Consider the following 15679-nt stretch of genomic DNA (forward strand, 5'->3'; position numbering starts at 1 on the left):
GCTATTGAACGGCAAGGGCAATTTCACGCAATGAATATTGAGTTTAAATTTTTGCTTTGATCGGGGTTTTTGTTTTTTGGTTTTTTTTGTAAGCGTATATTGAAATACCGCCAACAGCCAAACCTAAACCAAGCCACAAAAGCCACGGTGTTTTTTTGAATCCGTATTTTATAGTTAGTCCGTCTAATTGAACCGCGCCCTGAGCTAACTGTATTTTCGCAGGAAGCTTTGAAGCTGTAGTGATATAGTCAGAATAGCCTTGATAAGTCAATTTAATCTGATCATTAGCGTTAACGTTAGGAATTGTGAACTTTCCATCTACATCTGTTTGTGCAATGGGATTCCCATTAACCCAAACATTAACACTCGGAAAACCTCCGTTATATTCGTCTAAGACTATTGCTGAAATATTCATATTACTAAGGTGTTACGTTTGTATTGCTTTTGTCAATGTAATTCGGGTTTTCGCTTGGAGCATATAAAATCGATGCTAAATAAGCTGCTCCCCAAATCCAAAGTGTTGATTTCTTTTTAACGGCTGTTTTTGTTTCCGGTTCCGGTTCGCTTACAGTTTCTGCCGTTGCAGGAATAGTTGTTAAAACAGGTGTTTCTTCAAGCGACAAATTTCCTTTGTGCGTTAAATTATTGCTTAGAACAGGTGTTAGAATTACCTCATTTGTTCCTGTGTTAAAGGTCGTAATGCTTTTTGGCTGTACACTTGCTGTTGGTTCGTCTTTTTCATAAAAACTATTGCATGTCCATTTTTCCATAATTATAAGCTGTAAGGGTATTTCATTTTCAAAATTGCATAATCCTTAACGGACAATTCTTCTTTTAACCAAACCTTCAAAGGCTCTTTTGTTAATCCAAAACCAACCTGATTTCCAGTCCATGAATTGTATTCTTTTTTTCCAAATGCCTCAACTACTTGTGCAAACTGGCTTTGAGTTACTGTTTTTAAAGTTTCTAAAATTGCATCTTCTTCAGTACCTATATCTTTCATAGCTTCATAAAGATTTTCTGCAATGTTTTTAGCATTAAAAACCGGTTGAGCAGGAATATAATCCGGATTTCCTGTTGGATCGTATTTTTCAGTCTTATTTCTAAAAATGAAATAAAGCAATAAGCCTCCAGCAACTACGCCTAAACCTATTTTGATGTTTTTTTTATCAGAATCAGATATTTTCATTTTTATAGTTTTTTTATTGAAAAAATGCACCGCCTAATAAAAACGATAACTGTTGTACTTGCTCTTTTGAGAATTGGTTATAAATCCATTCTTCGAGTGTAAGATCACCTGCCAATAAAGTTCCTCTTTTGTGCCCGAAAGCATTATAAACACGAACAAAACCATTATAGTTCAGTCCGGTTAACTGACTTGCTACGTTTTCAAAATCGTTGCTAACCCATCCTATTGAACTGTAAATAGCATCTGCACGAGATTTTGCTTGTGCGATACTTACGTTTGCAGCAGGATAAGAACTGTTTTCTTTCCTTTTTACAAATCGGTTAGTAAATTTGTAATAGGCAAACCATCCAAGACCAAGTATTACAGTTGTTTTAATCAAAAAAGGAATTACGTCAAATGTTTTTTCGGCTGCCTTTTCTATTAGTGCTACTTGAACTGGATTTCCTAATTTTGATTTTTTTTGCTTCATTTATAAAAATTTTTGCAGCATTGCGAATTTTATATCATTCGATAAATAACTGATTGCTTTTGGCGATTCTACCAGTTTTAAAATTCGTTTTAACTGATCTGTTGGCAGATTGTTTACTTTTTCGACTGCGTTTTTTCTTGTAAGCAATTCCATTTCGGTACTTGCTTTAACGGTTATGTTAGTTTCCGGCATATTTCTGTATTAGTGTGGTTAGTTCTTTTTGAAATTCTTGGTTACTCATTTGAACACAAATTTTGCCTAAAAAGTTGATTTGGTTTTCGTTCAAATTATCATTGATAAATTCAATAAACTGATCGTGAGTTTCTGAAACACCGGGCGCACCTAAACCAATTGGGGCTTGTGGTACTGCCCCTGTTTTCATTGCCACAATTCCGGCAAGTACTTCAGGTGCTTTTTCCATCATCATTGCAAAAGCAGGGCTATCCGTAAAAGATTTATTTTCGTTTTTAGCAATCATCACAGCCATTTCCTTTTGAGATTCAGCAACTGCAAGTTTACTTAACGCTTCTCTGTGGCTAACTTCGAGTAAATTAAAGTTGTGTTTTAACTCTTTGTATTCTTCCTTTAATTCTGAAAGCTGTTCTTTTTTGTCCTCCAGTTGATTTGCTTTTTGCTGCATACTCATTATTTCAGGAAAACCAAGCCCAAAAATATTATTACCTAAGGATGGTGCAGCCAAAAATGCAGGGTGTGCTTGTGGCTGTGGCTCTGATACAACTGGCAAGTTTTGAACTGCTGGCATAGTTTGGCTGTAATTATCCGGCATAACCTCTATTTTGCATGAATTTTTCTTTATGCTTGTTACCCCTTGTTTCGCTCGCATTTCTATCCAAACCAATGTAGGTTCTGAAATCTGACCAAGATTAAACTTTATGTAACTGGTTAAATCTTCGTTAGGGATATCGCTTATATAAATATCTTTTTTACCAACCATATTGCCATTATTTTGATTGGTAATACTTATAAAATGCTCCGGTTTTCCCTTTAGAAATTGTATAATACTTTGAATATTACTCATAATTATTGCGTGATTTGAGTTTAAATAACAGATACGTAAGACAGGTAAAGCTTTCTTGTTTTAGTCTTATCGGCTTCAAAAACTATCGGTATTGCATTTTGCAGTACAATTGGTGCGAAAACTGTAAAAGTTTCGTCTGGCATTAAAATCCTGCCATCAATTGTTACCGAAGCAGTGCCTTGATTTTGGAAAGTCGGGTTAATCATTCCGCTAAGTGGTAAAGCAGAATGATTGTCCTTAATTAAATCATTTACAAGATTGCCACAATGTAATAACTGGCTCATAGTCTTAGTATTGAGTTGGTACTTTTTTAGAAATCATAAACATGACTTGAATCGATACCTTTTCAGTTGTAGAAGCAGATAGCGCAACAATTCTTGTTTCGTAGTTTCTTCCGCCTGGCAAGTTAACCGGGCGCATACTTTCCTTGAAGGAGCCTCCGCTTGTTCTTTCGCTAAAACGAACATCTGCTGCTCTTACCACTTCAAAATTGTTTTGAAGCATAGAAAGGTTTATGATTCTTGATTCGGTATTTCCTGAAATAACAGCGGCTATACCTACAATTGTTCCATCAGGAACTAAAACATTATCAGTATCTTGGGTTTCGGTTTCGTTAAGCGTTACCGTACTTGTTATGTATTCGAAAATTTCTTCCATTGCAGTAAAAATTAAAAAAGCCTTGCCTAATAAGACAAGGCTTTTTTGGGTTATGGTTTGGTTTAATGGTGTGTTTTATTATGCTTTTACAGCTGTCTGAAGCCCATTCAAACGAACATATACATAATGTTTCAATGAGGTGTCATCCATTGCAACACCGGTAGGAAATTTTAATTTGATTTCAATTGTTTTGTTATCAACCAACAAACGCAATGATTTCATTAATGTGTATTGATCGTTTACGCTATTTCCTGCTGCTAAGTTGTGTAAGTCTGCCACTGGTTTACGCAGAATTTCTTTTCCGTTTTGGATAATTAAAAATTCTGCATTATAAAGTGGAGCAGGCACAGCCGAATTATATTTTAAAACTCCTTCTTTTCCTACGGCTGCATCACTCGCATATCCTATCGAAACCTGATCGAATATAAATGCTCGTCCTGTTTGTAAAATGTTCTTGTCAAAAGAACAAATACCATCTACACGATTTGTGGTTGCATCAATCAAATCGATTGTACCGCCCCCGGAAATTTGTTTTTTTATATAAAGTGTCTGATCGTCTAACGCTACTCTTGAATTGTTTAAATCCGATTGTAATTGCTCAGTCAAAGAGCCTATTACCATTCCTAAGAAAGCTAAAACTGTGTGAAAAATTGCTGTGTTATACATAATGAATTTGTTAATAATTAAATTTGTTTTGAAAATTGTATTTGTTTTGAAATTGTATTGATTAAACCCCTGTGAATACTGATGTTTGGTGGTATTCTTCCTCTGGTCTGTCCCATAAATCACCTGGCTGTCCTAACCATGCAGCACCCACACCCGGAGTTACAACGGCTGGATCTATTCCTGCTGGTCTTGTAGTACTCACTAATGCGTTGACAAATTTATTTGTCGTGCTTGTGGCTGGTTTAGCAGGTACTGCACCTTCTAATGCGCCTGTAAATTCATCGTAAAGTTGTTTTGCGCCCAAGCCAACTAAGGCACTTTGTGCAGCTTGTTCCATTGTTGATTTTGGAGAAATACAAGCGGCTGCAAGAATACTTGCGCCTGCAAGAATGAATCCTTTGTAAGATGCCATTGAATCAGGGAATACGGTTGCAATACCGTCACCAAGTTTTGCACCTACTACAAATGAACCAGCGCTTACAGCTACTGATGCAATCGATTTTCCGTTTGGTTTTGATAAGCTCATTTTTAAAATTGGATTAGTGTTTTTTTAAATTTTTTATACTCTTTTTTGTTTTACAACAACAATTTTGCTGCTAAGGCCACCGCTGAACCAATAGTCAAAATAGTTCCTATGTTTGATGATTTAGCTGGTGCAGTTGTTGCAGCGGTTACGTTACCGTTAACATCTGTTTTAGTAACAACCTGACTGCCATCGGGACTTGTTACAGTTGTTATTTTCGCTCCGGTTTGGTCAACTGTTGTAGAAACTGCTGCGGGCTTTACTGTTGTTGGTGCATATTGTTGTACTGGCTGTTCTTGCGCTTGTTGAATTGTAGCAATCGAAAAGCGTTCTGACGAGTATGGTTTGTCGTACACATTAAAATTTTTATGTGAGAATGTGAAAGGCAATTTAGTGTTGACAGTTACAGAACCAATTGGAGTTAAATTAAGAACTTCTTTAGCTTTGGTTATTACTTCAAGCTTAGCGGCTATTGCAGCGTCACCATAATTTTTTAGAGCATCTTTTGAACAGCTTTTCATGTCTTTTGCCCAGCTTTCAGATTGCGTTTTTACCCAGTTCATTGCATCAATAAATGCGTGTAGATTTGCTTCTGTTACTCCTCTGCCTAATGTCTCTGCATATACTTTTGGAATATCATTCTGAGCCCACCCCTTAGTTTGTGAAGGTGTTAAAGTTGAACCCCAGCAATCGACTTTAAAACCGTTTTTGAATACTGCGCCGAAAGTTTTGTCAATAGGAATTACTGTTTTCAAAACTCCGATTGCAGCACCTACATAATTTCCGGTTGCGAGTTGGGCTGCCGTTGCTCCAACGTCAATACCTCCTACTTTTAATCCTCCACCTCCGGAACCCCCGACAGTCGATAATGATATCCCGTCTAATAGAGAAGCACCTAATCCGTTAGGTTTAGATCGGTAAGAAGCCGGAGAATTTAACGAACCAGCACCAGTCATTTGAAAAGCTTTTGCCGTTATTTCTGTCATGTTAGGATCAATACCCATATTGACATTCATTTTTACCAACTCGACCATTTTGTCGGTTACAGTTCTGGATATTCCTTGTTTTTCAAGAACGTTCAAAAAACTATGAAAGTTTTTGATCGTGTTTGACAATACATCAGGAGAACCTAAGCCAGCATGTGAAAGCGGTTTGCCACTACAAGCGCAGCCTAAACCGTTAAATTGTACGTGGGGTGATGCTAATCCTCTGTGTTTCATAATATAATCGTATTTTTTAGTAAATGATACTTCTTTGTTACTGTGTGTTGTCGCATCAATTACATAATGATTATTTCCTGAAGGAACAATTACGTAAACGTGTGACCAGCGATCCGGTGCCATTCCTGCTTGCTGTACCATTCTAAAAGCGTGCGGTATCTGCAAGTTTTGTAAAATCGTACTCGCTAAAATTGAATAGGTTTTACAGTCAAATCCTTTTTCTCTAAAATGCCATGCTGCACTTGGCGAATAAAGGTTTTGCAATTCCTCATCAATTCTATATTGAAAGTGATGGTACAGAAAATCGTAAATTTTTTTTGCCGTTTCCTGTAAGTTTCTGCCGTTCAATTTGGGAGCAACCTTACTCATTTGATTAGCGTACTTTTGTGCCCATTCCGCCATAAAACGTAAAGAATCAAATGTGTCGCTGTTATCTCCTTTTTTATCAAAACTATGGTCGATTCCTTTGTAATGTGGAATAAGTTTTTCAAACTCTTTTCCTGCTTTTAATGGTCGATATAGTTGAAAATCAATTTCGTTCATGCTTCATGCTTTTTACTTTTGATTTAGGATTTTTTGAGCAGAAAGAATTTTTTTTGATTTTGTATTTTTGATTTACTACATCGAAAAAAAATTGCTTTCTGCTGTTAACTAACTAATTAACTAACTCAAAAAATTACCATGAATAGAGGACAAAGATGTGAAGGATTATTTTTTTGCTTGTCGGATTCCGTCGGATTCCGTCGCTTTCTGTCGGATTCCGTCGGATTTTGTAACATTCTGTAGCTTTCTGTCGGATTCTGTCGGATTTTTTTATAAAAAATGATTGAAATTTTTATATTTTTGAAGCACCATTAAACCAAACCTCGTTCTTATGCACAAAACTACCATTCAACCAAAAAGAAAAGCAGAACTACAAGATTTACTAAAAGGTTTCGGACGTGAAGTTGTTCGAAAAGAAGTAATTAACGTGATAATGGAAGTACGACAAGTGCCATTAAAAGAAGCGCAAAATATTAAAACTATTAAGCCAGGCGAAGTAGTGTTGATTCTGAAACGATTTGATTATGAATTAAGCGAATAAAAAACACTCCGGATTGGAGTGTTTAAAAAATGGAACTTCGAACATAAATTATTCGTTAATTAAAATTTCTAAATACCTATCGCCAACTTTAGTAGCGACTAAGTTTCTTTTTGTTGTTTCGTAAATCAATCCCAATTCTACAAGACAACATTTTGCAGTATGCCCGATTGCCCAACCTTGTTTTACTTTTAGTAAATTTTCTTCTACAACTTCTCTTGCTGTAATTTTTCCAAAATTTGTATTTTCAAATACAATATTTATAGCGTTGTCCGTTATTAGTTCCTTCGGGTTCTTTTTGTTTTGTATTAAATCCTCAATTATATAAAAATAAGATTGCCCAAGATTGTTAAAAATAGGATGTGTAATATTATTATTTGAGTGGAAAATATCTTCTAAATATTCCCTTTCTGTTATTGGAATTTTTAAACATAAAGGTGTTAGATGGTGTTTTTTATCTAAACCAAATTCAATTTTATTTGGATTTTCTGTGTCAAAAACTAGACTGTCAGGATTTTTTAAAATTTTCATATTTTGAGTATTAAAAAAGTTATTTTGAATAAAAATCGATTTTAAGGCGATTTCTTACCGAGACAGTGTATTTATCCTTCCCACTCTCTAATGCTTTGTTAAAAAGCTTTATTTTAAGTTTCTCGTCATTAATTAACTCTGAAACTTTGTTTGCGCTCGATATTTTTGACTTTTTGGTGTTTTTTGGGTTGTCATTTACTAAAATTATGAAGTTTTTATTTATTTCAACATTCAGCCTGTTTTCCGATTTCACACCTCTTTTTAGATGTTTCATACTGCCTTTTTTTGAGTTAGTTTTGAGTTAAAAAAACGAAAGTTGTTCCGGTTCCGGATTGTCATTTTCGTGATCGGGATGCGGGTTTAAAATATCAATTGTGCCATTAGTTAAGTTGGCTTTTATATATCGATTTGTGTATTCGATTGTTTCCACACCTAAAATTTTAACGTCTGGAAATATTCTGTCGAATCTCACTAACGGCAAATCCCCTAAATAGGTAACACCGTTTTTTCGTGAATAAATTAGTTTAGTATTCAGCTGCATGATTTTCGCTATTAATGTCTAATACAATAAATTCAGAATCAAAAAAATCATTGTCAACTAATAATCTGCTATCTCCGTATTTATCCGGCTTAGAAATTATGTTATTCTTTTCTAAGCAGTCTAAAACTCTAAATGTCCAGCAGTAGCCTTTTTTAAATTCAATTTGAAGCTTTGCTCCTCTGATCGTTTCTTTGCCTCTCAATGAAAGAATTACGTTTATTAATTCCTGATCGTCTATTGTAGATGCGGGTTTTATTTCTTTTGTTTTCATGGTGTAGGTTTTAATAGTTATAGTTAATATTGGGGTTCCAACAAATAATCTGTCCTTTGAATGGTAAATCATTAAACCAATTATAAAAATCGTCAAATCTTAATCCATCATTATTTGCAAGTTTTTCAATTTGTCTTGCATGTTCAAGTAATTTGCCATTAATGAAAATTGCTTGTTCCTTGTCAATCTCTAAATCAATCGTCTGTAATATTTCAGTATCCGGGGCAATTATTATTTGCTTTGAATGGTATGCTCCGATTTTTCCGCTTTTTGGATTTACATCAGTTCCCCAAACTCTTGGACTAAAAAAATCGCCTTTCTTAAAACGGTTTCCGGATCTGATTGTATGATGTTTTGTAAAGCCGTTTATAAAAGCTTCATGATTGTAACTTTCTTCCAGTTCTTTAGGAATCACTTTCATTAGGTATAATGATTTGTAGATTGCTTCTACAAAATTTGTAGGTTGACCTGCTTTAGGGTGGTAAGCGGGAAAAACTCTACTAAACGTAATTACTTTTGCCATAAGTCTAAAATTTAAGAGTTACAAATCATTGCTCCGGCTATCGAAGCAATCAGGATTATTACTAAAAATACTTTGTCTTTTGTTTTCATAATGTTGATGTTAAGCGTTCGATTTTCTTTTGTTTGTATTCGATAATTCTGTTAAGGCGTTCAATCTCTTTTTTCTGATCTAAATAGTTATCAAGCGTGAAAAAAAGAATTTCGGGGACGGTTTTAATTTTTTGCTCCTGCTGAACCTGTTCTAATTGTTGACGTTGCTTTGACGTGAAAGAACGTATGTAAGTGCTTTTTTTTATCATGTGATGTCAAAATGTAGATTTTTTAAGTGTAAAACATGTGTTTAACGTTAGCGTTGCACATTGACGTTCTTCTAATTAAAAAGGACAATCCGGTTTTGTTTTAGGGATTAAATCCTTATACTCGCTTTTTATTTTTTCCTGTATGGCTTGACGGATAAATTCAGCTACATTAATTTTATAACTGTCTAACTTTTTCAAAGTATTATACTGAGTTTCTGTAATTTTTATAACTTTTACTTTTGTATATTTTACAGGCTTTCCCATTAATAAGTAATACTTTTATAGCTGTTAGCGAATAGTTATGTGCAATTAAATTTTAAAAAATAAATATGAAGACGTTCTTCGTATCAATTTGGCTTTTACATTCATTCCTTTAGTCAAATAGTCTTTATATTCAGACCATTTACCAATTAACATTCCGTTTTTTGAAATATAAATTGAACTATAATATTGAAAAGATTGACCTTTAAATTGTGGAACAACTATAATAAAGCCAAATCGTTCAATTATTTTTACGCCATCTACGTGATTTCCTCGTGCCATATTTATTTTTTAAAATTTAACTGTTCGCTTCGCCACATAACAAGTGTTTTGCTCTATTGTGCCGAAAGTACATACCGCATAGGCACAACAGAAGCAAAGCACTCGGACGTTAGTGTTCAGTTAAAGAAACTATCTGCAAATTAGAACTATTTAAAAGTGAAAATATATTTTGAAGTTGATGAACATAATCAAATATCAATATTGTTCCACTTTTATTTCCGTACTTTATACAAATTGGATTATTCATATCAACCCATACGAATTCGTATTCTTTATGATAAAATTTAGATTCTTTTGTGTTGTAAACAAATCCAAAATTTTTTAAAATATTCCAAGTCGGAACACAATATTCGAAATCATTTGGATTTTGTTCTATAACCATTAAATCCTGGACACATTCTATAATTACAGGTATTTTTACACCTCCAAAATTTCGGGTTATCATATTGCCGATATGTAAATCAGTAACCGAAACACTAACACTTGCTACAAGCGATTTGGGTTTGGTTTTTGAATTTATAGATTGTTTCATTTTTGTATTTATTTGTGATTATTATTTGATTGTTTTGTACTTTTCCCAAACTTCTTGTAGCAAGGGAACGTTAGCAAACAGTTTAAAAAGAAACCGTTGCTAAATCATCTTTTGTTAATTTTCCATTTTTAAAAATTATTTCAAAACAAGATTCTACACTTGCAACTTTACTATTGTCATAATCTAAAATAGTAAAACCATCTCCCGCCATATCTTGAACGCAAAAATCAAAATCTATATAATCTGATAAAAACGCTTCTAGAGTCCCTTTTGCAGAATTATAATTTTTAAATTGTTTTTCCATTTGCTTATTCAATTTCACAAAAACCGATTTGCTAACAATCGCTTGTGGTAATTGGGTATTAGTCTTTAATTTATTCATTTTTTTGTATTTTTATGATTAGTAATTATTCGAGGTTTTAGGCTTTCTTTTCCCAACTACCACAAGCGAGGTAACGTTAGCGTTGCACGTTGACGTTACATACTTAAAGAAAGATGATTCGCTTCTTCACATTCGTCCAGTCCTTGTATTAAATCTAATTTTCTTCCAGATTCTACACCGCATTCAAATGCTTGATTTTGGGAATCGATTAATGTTTTTCTTCCTTTTTTTAATTTAAGATTCATTTCATCGAAGCTGATTTGCACCTTTTCTTTTTTCTCTATAACCATAAGTCCGTAAGCTTCTGGAATATTTGATTCTCGTTCTTTATACATTTCTTCCATCTTTATAGATATTTCATATAAAAAACCTTTTATGAAATGGGCCGAAAGTGTTTTACCGTGGTTATATCGTTTTAAATATTTATATTCTTCACTTTTTACGTATCTGTCTTTTTCGGCTAAACAAGATCTTGTTATTAATGAATAGAAGTAACCGCATAATTCTACATCCTGTTCGTGTCCAAAAAATGTTATGTAGTCATCGTTGTAATAGCATTTGCAATCAAAAAGAATTGCGAGATCATGATAAAACAAAGTCATTCTATAACCGCTTTTTGTTACTTTGAACTGCTTTGCAAGACATTTTTGAATAATTTCACTATCACTCAAATCATGCTCTGATATGAAATATTCTGCCATTAGTTTGTTGGCTTTTTTCAAAGCAGATTCCATTTCTTCTTTGGTAGCTCCGTTTTCAATTGTTTTGGCCAGTAGTGCTTTTATTTTGTCTTTTATTTTTTCGGAATTTGTCATGGTAAATGTTTCGTTAGTTATTATTCTCGTTAGCGTTTCACGTCAACGTATAAATCAAATACTCTTTAATTTCTGATCTAAATCAAGATTAAATTTTGTCATTACGTTCCGTGTGTAAACCGATCTATCCGGATTGGCGTAATTGCAGCATTTCAAAATTGTTGCAGCTTCAGACATTGAAAAACTGATCGTGTAGAACTCCTTTTGATATTCAAGCTTATTACGAAACTTGTAAAACAATTTTCCGGATAAATCAATCGAAATCATTGCGTTTAAGAAGTCAGTTTTTAGTTGGAAATTCAAGTGAATTATAAATTCTTTCAGTTCCTCCTGTAACGTTTCAAGTTCTTTGTGCCTGATTTTTTTTACTGATATAGTAATATTTCTCATGTTCTTTTAATTTCATGGATTTTTTCACCATTTTCATAAAATTGAATTACTACAACATTTTGTGCTTCAGCTTTCTTTTGGAATCGGGTTAGCATTCCGTTTATGATCGTATCAGCTGGTTTTTTGTTCTGAACTATGGGTGAGTACCAAGTGATATTTTTTACATTAGGTGGCATCAATGCAACCATTTTGATTTTGGACTTTTCCTGTGCGTAAAATGGCATGGCTACACTTTTTTAAGTTTGCGAAGATTCCTTTTAGCATCGTCATTCATTTTTTTGTAATCAGCAATAGCGAGATTGCCGTTTTTGGCGTAAATAGTGGTTTTTCCTCCATCAAAAATGAAAGGTTTTAGTCCTTTTGCTTCCTGTTCTTTGATAAAATCAATTTTTTGTTTTTTGTTGTTTCCCTTTATTTTGGCAATTTTCCAACAGTGAGCGAAAAAAGCACGTTTGCGGATGCAGAAAACGACAAACGTCAAGAAAATAAAGAAATAAGCGAGGTAAAATAAAAAATCTAAATACATGGTTTAATGGTGTTTAAGGTTTGTAAATATATTTTAGCAATTGTATTTCGTTGAAACTTTTAAAAGCCTGTCTGACAACATTTGCAGGTAATTTTCAGGTAAATTGTTGTTTACGTAGTCGATCAATTCCGGTAATTCAATTCGGTTTTTGAAAAATGCATTGACTTTGGCATCGAATTTTTTAGAATGATTGATCTGTGATTTGCGGATTTGAGATTTTTTAGCTATCGATTTGGCTAATTTTGGTTTGTTTTCGAGGTGTTTTAAATGATTTTTCCAAGATTTTTGCGTGTATTCAAAACCAATTTCCTGTTTTTCGGTACGGCTAAAATCAAAGTAATCAGAAGGGAAAAGCGGATTAATTTTGGTTTTTAAGAACCATTTTTGGGCTGCATTAATTCGCCAGATCATTTCGTCAAGCTTGTCAACCATCAATTGTTTATTGAAAAGAAATTCTGATCCGTTATTTTTTACTACAAAAAGCTTTTCTTCATAAGCGTTTATTGCTTTTTTCCACGAACCTATAAAAGGCGTTTTCGTTTTACCTCGGTACAATTTGGCTGCGTTCTTAAAAAACTCCTGAATAGCAATTGTTTTAAATTCTTCGCGAGACAAAGTTCCATACATGGCTTCTTCGTATAAAATTCGTTTGTCCAGGCGGGAGTAATTATTATACTGGCCATTCGCAAGATTTTCGGCAAACTCCTGATTATTTAAAATTGATTGCTCCAATTTTTCGCTTAAAGTTTTTGAAACTTTAACATTTTCGGCGCGCCCCCCAAGTTTGCTTTTCTCATCTTGCTTTGGTGTGTTCTTGTAAAAAACAAATGAAAAACCAGCCGTAGGCGTTCCTTTTACAAGAAAATCGGCTTGACCGTTTTCACTATTCTTAATATTACTTTTAAAAGTTCCAGTAACTTCATCATTATAAGGTAAACTTTTCCTTTTTTGAGAGGTAAACGTTTGATTTTCAGCGGTGGTCAATTTTTGGGTTTTGAGGTCTAAAACAACCAGAATCGCCGGATTTATATGCATTTCTACGCCTTTTAAGCGACCTTTTAAATTATAATGTGTCAGTACTCCAAAACTCTCTAAACGATCTCTATGGTTGCGGAATGACTTAGTACAGATGTCTGTCGAAAAGTTTCCTTCTCGTGTCATTTGTGATAAATGAAACGCATTTATCAAAAATGGTTTAACGGTGCTTGGTTCTGAAATTCCTAATTTTATGTATTCGTGCGTGTATTTTTCAAGCTGCTTGCCGTATAAAAACAGCATTTGTCGAAAGACGACTTCTGTTAACGGTTTTACGGTTAGAAGTCGTTTTTGTTTTACAATCATTCCGTACTGTTGATTGAACTCTAATACAAGTTTATTGAATACTGTTACTTCCTTTTTACTGTTGTGAAACTTGAATAATTTTGAAAATTCTTTTTGAATATCGGTTAACTCATTTTTTTCAATGTATTTAGAAACAGTTTCGTTGTATTGATCTATTACAAGATTAGCGGTTTTTATTTTTTCATTTTCAGTGGCGATATATTCTCTATAATTTGCCATTGATGCAGCTGTAGCCTCATTATCAATAACTGGATAAACAGCTTTAACCGGTGCTAACGTTTCTGAAGGAAGAAAAAGCCTCGAACTACGTGATTTCGGCTGATTTTTTAGTAAACCGATTTTTCTGCGGTTATCCGCATTAATCTGTGCTGCTGATCGTGAAACTTCTGTTTTTACGTTAACGTCGGTTCCAAATATTGTATTCGAAAATAGATTCCCTATACTTTGGGGTTCTTGGTTGGTTCTTTGCATGCGTGGTGGTTTAATGGTGTGGTCTAATAATTTAAATGAACGGTGGTTTCGTCCAGTGCGAGTGCTTTATAAATTTTATCCGGAATTTTTATTTTAGTTCCGTTATCAAAACAAATTTCTTTACGAACTTCTGAACGTGCTTTTACGATTCGTTTAGCGATTGGCTTCGAATTTTTAATAAGTTCAGCGATATGTTTTTCGTTTATTTGTAAATCCAGTAGCCATCTTGGATAAACAAAAGGCATTAGCAAAATTTGCCTTTCTTTTTCTGATAGCCTTTTGTGGTCAAAACATAACTTTTCAATAGTTTCATCTGTAACTAAATCTTTAAAATCTTTAGATACAGTTTTTACGTGTTGACCGTCCACGATCAACCGCAAACCTCTTTTCAGAGACAGCCAGGTAAAAAGCATTAGTTGTAAACTAAATTGTTGATAGATTGGGTTATGATTTTATCTTCATAAATGCTTCTTTGTATATCGTAATGGATTTTTCCACAGATATCGGCTACCTTTTCAGGCGAAGTTTGAAATGCATCGATTTTAGAATTGATAATTACAATAGCTTTAGGATTCGCAATAAGTTTGAACGCTATTTTAATTCTTTGTAGAAGTTGAGAGAAACGAGATATTTCGTTTTCTTCAATACAGGTAGTTAAATTTTGCATAATTCGGTGGTTTAATGGTGATGTTTTTAAATTGCCGAAAGGTGGTTTATTTCTTCCGGTTGGTTCAATTTTGCAATTTCTTTGGCGACCTTTCGTTTTTCTTCTTTTAGATACGTCAAAGTTGGTTTTAAAAACTCCTGATCGGGAAATTTTAAAACTTCCTCCAGACTTTCAATTGCAGTTTTAAGGGTGTCGCTTTTTTGTATAAGAGAGTTTAAAATCATAGCTTCTGGTTTTTAATTAAAAAATGCAAAGGACTTTTTGTATTTTTAATAGTCATCAAACAACTTACTAAAAAGGGAAGAACGTATTTTGCCTTTGCATTGTGTTATGACCTTTCCGAACCGCTAACGCTATTAACTGTTAGCGGAACATCAAGGGAATTATGCAAGTTTACTTGCTTCGGTGTACTGTATTTTGCTTTAATAATTTCTATACAATCCTGTACAGTTGGCTTAATAAAAACAGGTTTCATATTTTTTGGCTTCGTTTTTGCTTTAGGCTTTCGCATCTTGTCAAATGCGTCACAAAATACCTGCATATCCTCGTCAGAGAATGTGGCAATGATATTAAGTACCGAGTTTGCAATTATGGAAGACATATCTTATATTTGTTTTAGCTAATCGTGGTTGATTGGCGATTTTACTGCACTTTGGTGCGGTTTAATGGTGTAGGGGGGGCGTGGTTGCTCCCCCTTTTTTTTGGGTTAATAGTATTGGTGGTTTAATGGTGTAAAAGGGGGCTTTATTTAACTTTTTTTTCGACTTTGCCATTTATACACTACTACATCAAAAAAACAGTAAACCTCAGTTATTAGCCATGCTACTCCTGTAACTACGTAAGTAATTGTGTTCAAGAAATGAAATACAAAACCAATTTTAATATCTGAGTTTATGTTTTCTTTAAACATCTGTGTTATAATTAAGTAGCCTTTTATAAAAGCAGCTAATAATAAAAACCCCATTATTTCGTAGTAATTTCTTGTTATAAATTCCATAATTGGC

The 15679-nt window shown here is 33.7% G+C and carries 31 protein-coding genes; 1 reads left to right on the plus strand and 30 read right to left on the minus strand.

Annotated features, from left to right (window positions below):
- Nucleotides 1–43 precede the first annotated feature (43 nt).
- From GXM17_RS04840 to GXM17_RS04890, 11 genes are all read right to left on the minus strand, one after another.
- A complete protein-coding gene (locus GXM17_RS04840) occupies nucleotides 44–415 on the minus strand; it encodes an LPXTG cell wall anchor domain-containing protein (RefSeq protein WP_163398152.1) in 372 nt (123 codons plus the stop codon).
- 4 nt (nucleotides 416–419) lie between these two features.
- A complete protein-coding gene (locus GXM17_RS04845; protein WP_163398153.1) occupies nucleotides 420–770 on the minus strand; it encodes a hypothetical protein in 351 nt (116 codons plus the stop codon).
- 2 nt (nucleotides 771–772) lie between these two features.
- Complete coding sequence (locus tag GXM17_RS04850; RefSeq protein WP_163398154.1) at nucleotides 773–1189, minus strand: annexin; 417 nt, start codon at nucleotides 1187–1189, stop codon at nucleotides 773–775.
- A 13-nt stretch (nucleotides 1190–1202) separates the two neighbouring features.
- Nucleotides 1203–1658, minus strand: a complete 456-nt coding sequence (locus GXM17_RS04855) for a hypothetical protein (protein WP_163398155.1) — start codon at nucleotides 1656–1658, stop codon at nucleotides 1203–1205.
- Nucleotides 1659–1850, minus strand: coding sequence for a hypothetical protein (locus GXM17_RS04860; protein ID WP_163398156.1), 192 nt, complete (start codon nucleotides 1848–1850; stop codon nucleotides 1659–1661).
- Entirely contained in the window at nucleotides 1837–2697 is an 861-nt protein-coding gene (locus GXM17_RS04865; RefSeq protein ID WP_163398157.1) for a hypothetical protein, read from the minus strand. Before GXM17_RS04865 ends, GXM17_RS04860 begins: the two co-directional genes overlap by 14 nt.
- Before the next feature lie 20 nt (nucleotides 2698–2717).
- A complete protein-coding gene (locus GXM17_RS04870; protein WP_163398158.1) occupies nucleotides 2718–2981 on the minus strand; it encodes a hypothetical protein in 264 nt (87 codons plus the stop codon).
- A gap of 4 nt (nucleotides 2982–2985) precedes the next feature.
- On the minus strand, nucleotides 2986–3354 hold the full coding sequence (locus GXM17_RS04875; RefSeq protein WP_163398159.1) for a hypothetical protein: 369 nt from the start codon (nucleotides 3352–3354) through the stop codon (nucleotides 2986–2988).
- Between the two features lie 78 nt (nucleotides 3355–3432).
- Complete coding sequence (locus GXM17_RS04880) at nucleotides 3433–4020, minus strand: hypothetical protein (RefSeq protein WP_163398160.1); 588 nt, start codon at nucleotides 4018–4020, stop codon at nucleotides 3433–3435.
- A 61-nt stretch (nucleotides 4021–4081) separates the two neighbouring features.
- On the minus strand, nucleotides 4082–4546 hold the full coding sequence (locus GXM17_RS04885) for a hypothetical protein (RefSeq protein WP_163398161.1): 465 nt from the start codon (nucleotides 4544–4546) through the stop codon (nucleotides 4082–4084).
- A 50-nt stretch (nucleotides 4547–4596) separates the two neighbouring features.
- A complete protein-coding gene (locus tag GXM17_RS04890) occupies nucleotides 4597–6306 on the minus strand; it encodes a transglutaminase domain-containing protein (protein ID WP_163398162.1) in 1710 nt (569 codons plus the stop codon).
- A gap of 331 nt (nucleotides 6307–6637) precedes the next feature.
- Here GXM17_RS04890 and GXM17_RS04895 point away from each other — a divergent pair, with 331 nt between their 5' ends.
- Nucleotides 6638–6847 carry a hypothetical protein gene (locus GXM17_RS04895; protein WP_163398163.1) on the plus strand — a complete coding sequence of 70 codons (210 nt, stop codon included), beginning with the start codon at nucleotides 6638–6640 and terminating at the stop codon, nucleotides 6845–6847.
- 48 nt (nucleotides 6848–6895) lie between these two features.
- Here the strand turns inward: GXM17_RS04895 and GXM17_RS04900 are convergent, their stop codons facing one another.
- The 19 genes from GXM17_RS04900 to GXM17_RS21650 form a co-directional block, all read right to left on the minus strand.
- The gene (locus tag GXM17_RS04900) at nucleotides 6896–7375 is read right to left on the minus strand and encodes a hypothetical protein (RefSeq protein WP_163398164.1); all 480 of its coding nucleotides are present in this window, start codon (nucleotides 7373–7375) and stop codon (nucleotides 6896–6898) included.
- Nucleotides 7376–7394: 19 nt separating this feature from the next.
- The gene (locus GXM17_RS04905; protein ID WP_163398165.1) at nucleotides 7395–7649 is read right to left on the minus strand and encodes a hypothetical protein; all 255 of its coding nucleotides are present in this window, start codon (nucleotides 7647–7649) and stop codon (nucleotides 7395–7397) included.
- Nucleotides 7650–7676: 27 nt separating this feature from the next.
- A complete protein-coding gene (locus tag GXM17_RS04910; RefSeq protein ID WP_163398166.1) occupies nucleotides 7677–7916 on the minus strand; it encodes a hypothetical protein in 240 nt (79 codons plus the stop codon).
- On the minus strand, nucleotides 7900–8187 hold the full coding sequence (locus GXM17_RS04915; RefSeq protein ID WP_163398167.1) for a hypothetical protein: 288 nt from the start codon (nucleotides 8185–8187) through the stop codon (nucleotides 7900–7902). Before GXM17_RS04915 ends, GXM17_RS04910 begins: the two co-directional genes overlap by 17 nt.
- Nucleotides 8188–8197: 10 nt before the next feature.
- Nucleotides 8198–8710, minus strand: a complete 513-nt coding sequence (locus tag GXM17_RS04920; protein WP_163398168.1) for a hypothetical protein — start codon at nucleotides 8708–8710, stop codon at nucleotides 8198–8200.
- A gap of 373 nt (nucleotides 8711–9083) precedes the next feature.
- Nucleotides 9084–9272, minus strand: coding sequence for a hypothetical protein (locus GXM17_RS04925; protein WP_163398169.1), 189 nt, complete (start codon nucleotides 9270–9272; stop codon nucleotides 9084–9086).
- A gap of 45 nt (nucleotides 9273–9317) precedes the next feature.
- The gene (locus tag GXM17_RS04930; protein ID WP_163398170.1) at nucleotides 9318–9551 is read right to left on the minus strand and encodes a hypothetical protein; all 234 of its coding nucleotides are present in this window, start codon (nucleotides 9549–9551) and stop codon (nucleotides 9318–9320) included.
- Nucleotides 9552–9660: 109 nt separating this feature from the next.
- Nucleotides 9661–10083: a hypothetical protein gene (locus GXM17_RS04935; RefSeq protein WP_163398171.1), complete on the minus strand. Its 423-nt coding sequence runs from the start codon at nucleotides 10081–10083 to the stop codon at nucleotides 9661–9663.
- Nucleotides 10084–10165: 82 nt separating this feature from the next.
- Nucleotides 10166–10465, minus strand: a complete 300-nt coding sequence (locus GXM17_RS04940) for a hypothetical protein (protein ID WP_163398172.1) — start codon at nucleotides 10463–10465, stop codon at nucleotides 10166–10168.
- Between the two features lie 95 nt (nucleotides 10466–10560).
- The gene (locus GXM17_RS04945) at nucleotides 10561–11280 is read right to left on the minus strand and encodes a DUF2786 domain-containing protein (protein ID WP_163398173.1); all 720 of its coding nucleotides are present in this window, start codon (nucleotides 11278–11280) and stop codon (nucleotides 10561–10563) included.
- 54 nt (nucleotides 11281–11334) lie between these two features.
- Complete coding sequence (locus GXM17_RS04950; protein WP_163398174.1) at nucleotides 11335–11670, minus strand: hypothetical protein; 336 nt, start codon at nucleotides 11668–11670, stop codon at nucleotides 11335–11337.
- Complete coding sequence (locus GXM17_RS04955) at nucleotides 11667–11894, minus strand: hypothetical protein (protein ID WP_163398175.1); 228 nt, start codon at nucleotides 11892–11894, stop codon at nucleotides 11667–11669. Before GXM17_RS04955 ends, GXM17_RS04950 begins: the two co-directional genes overlap by 4 nt.
- A gap of 2 nt (nucleotides 11895–11896) precedes the next feature.
- Nucleotides 11897–12196: a hypothetical protein gene (locus tag GXM17_RS04960; protein WP_163398176.1), complete on the minus strand. Its 300-nt coding sequence runs from the start codon at nucleotides 12194–12196 to the stop codon at nucleotides 11897–11899.
- Nucleotides 12197–12229: 33 nt separating this feature from the next.
- A complete protein-coding gene (locus GXM17_RS04965) occupies nucleotides 12230–14008 on the minus strand; it encodes a hypothetical protein (protein ID WP_163398177.1) in 1779 nt (592 codons plus the stop codon).
- A gap of 23 nt (nucleotides 14009–14031) precedes the next feature.
- Nucleotides 14032–14421 carry a hypothetical protein gene (locus GXM17_RS04970; RefSeq protein ID WP_163398178.1) on the minus strand — a complete coding sequence of 130 codons (390 nt, stop codon included), beginning with the start codon at nucleotides 14419–14421 and terminating at the stop codon, nucleotides 14032–14034.
- A complete protein-coding gene (locus GXM17_RS04975) occupies nucleotides 14421–14675 on the minus strand; it encodes a hypothetical protein (RefSeq protein WP_163398179.1) in 255 nt (84 codons plus the stop codon). The genes GXM17_RS04970 and GXM17_RS04975 overlap by 1 nt, the downstream gene beginning before the upstream one ends.
- A 26-nt stretch (nucleotides 14676–14701) precedes the next feature.
- Nucleotides 14702–14899: a hypothetical protein gene (locus GXM17_RS04980; RefSeq protein ID WP_163398180.1), complete on the minus strand. Its 198-nt coding sequence runs from the start codon at nucleotides 14897–14899 to the stop codon at nucleotides 14702–14704.
- Nucleotides 14900–15003: 104 nt separating this feature from the next.
- Entirely contained in the window at nucleotides 15004–15276 is a 273-nt protein-coding gene (locus tag GXM17_RS04985) for a hypothetical protein (protein ID WP_163398181.1), read from the minus strand.
- A 147-nt stretch (nucleotides 15277–15423) separates the two neighbouring features.
- On the minus strand, nucleotides 15424–15672 hold the full coding sequence (locus GXM17_RS21650; protein ID WP_208796416.1) for a hypothetical protein: 249 nt from the start codon (nucleotides 15670–15672) through the stop codon (nucleotides 15424–15426).
- Nucleotides 15673–15679: the final 7 nt, after the last annotated feature.

It is taken from the genome of Flavobacterium fluviatile (assembly GCF_010645065.1).
GTDB classification, from domain to species: Bacteria; Bacteroidota; Bacteroidia; order Flavobacteriales; family Flavobacteriaceae; genus Flavobacterium; species Flavobacterium fluviatile.

Excerpts from the sequence above, each read along its gene's own strand:
- GXM17_RS04985 (WP_163398181.1), bottom strand. The coding sequence starts at position 15,276 with ATGTCTTCCATAATTGCAAACTCGGTACTTAATATCATTGCCACATTC.
- GXM17_RS04905 (WP_163398165.1), bottom strand. The coding sequence starts at position 7,649 with ATGAAACATCTAAAAAGAGGTGTGAAATCGGAAAACAGGCTGAATGTT.
- GXM17_RS04845 (WP_163398153.1), bottom strand. The coding sequence starts at position 770 with ATGGAAAAATGGACATGCAATAGTTTTTATGAAAAAGACGAACCAACA.
- GXM17_RS04950 (WP_163398174.1), bottom strand. The coding sequence starts at position 11,670 with ATGAGAAATATTACTATATCAGTAAAAAAAATCAGGCACAAAGAACTT.
- GXM17_RS04870 (WP_163398158.1), bottom strand. The coding sequence starts at position 2,981 with ATGAGCCAGTTATTACATTGTGGCAATCTTGTAAATGATTTAATTAAG.
- GXM17_RS04970 (WP_163398178.1), bottom strand. The coding sequence starts at position 14,421 with ATGCTTTTTACCTGGCTGTCTCTGAAAAGAGGTTTGCGGTTGATCGTG.
- GXM17_RS04975 (WP_163398179.1), bottom strand. The coding sequence starts at position 14,675 with ATGCAAAATTTAACTACCTGTATTGAAGAAAACGAAATATCTCGTTTC.
- GXM17_RS04860 (WP_163398156.1), bottom strand. The coding sequence starts at position 1,850 with ATGCCGGAAACTAACATAACCGTTAAAGCAAGTACCGAAATGGAATTG.
- GXM17_RS04890 (WP_163398162.1), bottom strand. The coding sequence starts at position 6,306 with ATGAACGAAATTGATTTTCAACTATATCGACCATTAAAAGCAGGAAAA.
- GXM17_RS04840 (WP_163398152.1), bottom strand. The coding sequence starts at position 415 with ATGAATATTTCAGCAATAGTCTTAGACGAATATAACGGAGGTTTTCCG.
- GXM17_RS04965 (WP_163398177.1), bottom strand. The coding sequence starts at position 14,008 with ATGCAAAGAACCAACCAAGAACCCCAAAGTATAGGGAATCTATTTTCG.
- GXM17_RS04865 (WP_163398157.1), bottom strand. The coding sequence starts at position 2,697 with ATGAGTAATATTCAAAGTATTATACAATTTCTAAAGGGAAAACCGGAG.
- GXM17_RS04900 (WP_163398164.1), bottom strand. The coding sequence starts at position 7,375 with ATGAAAATTTTAAAAAATCCTGACAGTCTAGTTTTTGACACAGAAAAT.
- GXM17_RS04935 (WP_163398171.1), bottom strand. The coding sequence starts at position 10,083 with ATGAAACAATCTATAAATTCAAAAACCAAACCCAAATCGCTTGTAGCA.
- GXM17_RS04895 (WP_163398163.1), top strand. The coding sequence starts at position 6,638 with ATGCACAAAACTACCATTCAACCAAAAAGAAAAGCAGAACTACAAGAT.
- GXM17_RS04910 (WP_163398166.1), bottom strand. The coding sequence starts at position 7,916 with ATGCAGCTGAATACTAAACTAATTTATTCACGAAAAAACGGTGTTACC.
- GXM17_RS04915 (WP_163398167.1), bottom strand. The coding sequence starts at position 8,187 with ATGAAAACAAAAGAAATAAAACCCGCATCTACAATAGACGATCAGGAA.
- GXM17_RS04920 (WP_163398168.1), bottom strand. The coding sequence starts at position 8,710 with ATGGCAAAAGTAATTACGTTTAGTAGAGTTTTTCCCGCTTACCACCCT.
- GXM17_RS04960 (WP_163398176.1), bottom strand. The coding sequence starts at position 12,196 with ATGTATTTAGATTTTTTATTTTACCTCGCTTATTTCTTTATTTTCTTG.
- GXM17_RS04980 (WP_163398180.1), bottom strand. The coding sequence starts at position 14,899 with ATGATTTTAAACTCTCTTATACAAAAAAGCGACACCCTTAAAACTGCA.
- GXM17_RS21650 (WP_208796416.1), bottom strand. The coding sequence starts at position 15,672 with ATGGAATTTATAACAAGAAATTACTACGAAATAATGGGGTTTTTATTA.
- GXM17_RS04850 (WP_163398154.1), bottom strand. The coding sequence starts at position 1,189 with ATGAAAATATCTGATTCTGATAAAAAAAACATCAAAATAGGTTTAGGC.
- GXM17_RS04855 (WP_163398155.1), bottom strand. The coding sequence starts at position 1,658 with ATGAAGCAAAAAAAATCAAAATTAGGAAATCCAGTTCAAGTAGCACTA.
- GXM17_RS04875 (WP_163398159.1), bottom strand. The coding sequence starts at position 3,354 with ATGGAAGAAATTTTCGAATACATAACAAGTACGGTAACGCTTAACGAA.
- GXM17_RS04945 (WP_163398173.1), bottom strand. The coding sequence starts at position 11,280 with ATGACAAATTCCGAAAAAATAAAAGACAAAATAAAAGCACTACTGGCC.
- GXM17_RS04880 (WP_163398160.1), bottom strand. The coding sequence starts at position 4,020 with ATGTATAACACAGCAATTTTTCACACAGTTTTAGCTTTCTTAGGAATG.
- GXM17_RS04955 (WP_163398175.1), bottom strand. The coding sequence starts at position 11,894 with ATGCCATTTTACGCACAGGAAAAGTCCAAAATCAAAATGGTTGCATTG.
- GXM17_RS04940 (WP_163398172.1), bottom strand. The coding sequence starts at position 10,465 with ATGAATAAATTAAAGACTAATACCCAATTACCACAAGCGATTGTTAGC.
- GXM17_RS04925 (WP_163398169.1), bottom strand. The coding sequence starts at position 9,272 with ATGGGAAAGCCTGTAAAATATACAAAAGTAAAAGTTATAAAAATTACA.
- GXM17_RS04930 (WP_163398170.1), bottom strand. The coding sequence starts at position 9,551 with ATGGCACGAGGAAATCACGTAGATGGCGTAAAAATAATTGAACGATTT.
- GXM17_RS04885 (WP_163398161.1), bottom strand. The coding sequence starts at position 4,546 with ATGAGCTTATCAAAACCAAACGGAAAATCGATTGCATCAGTAGCTGTA.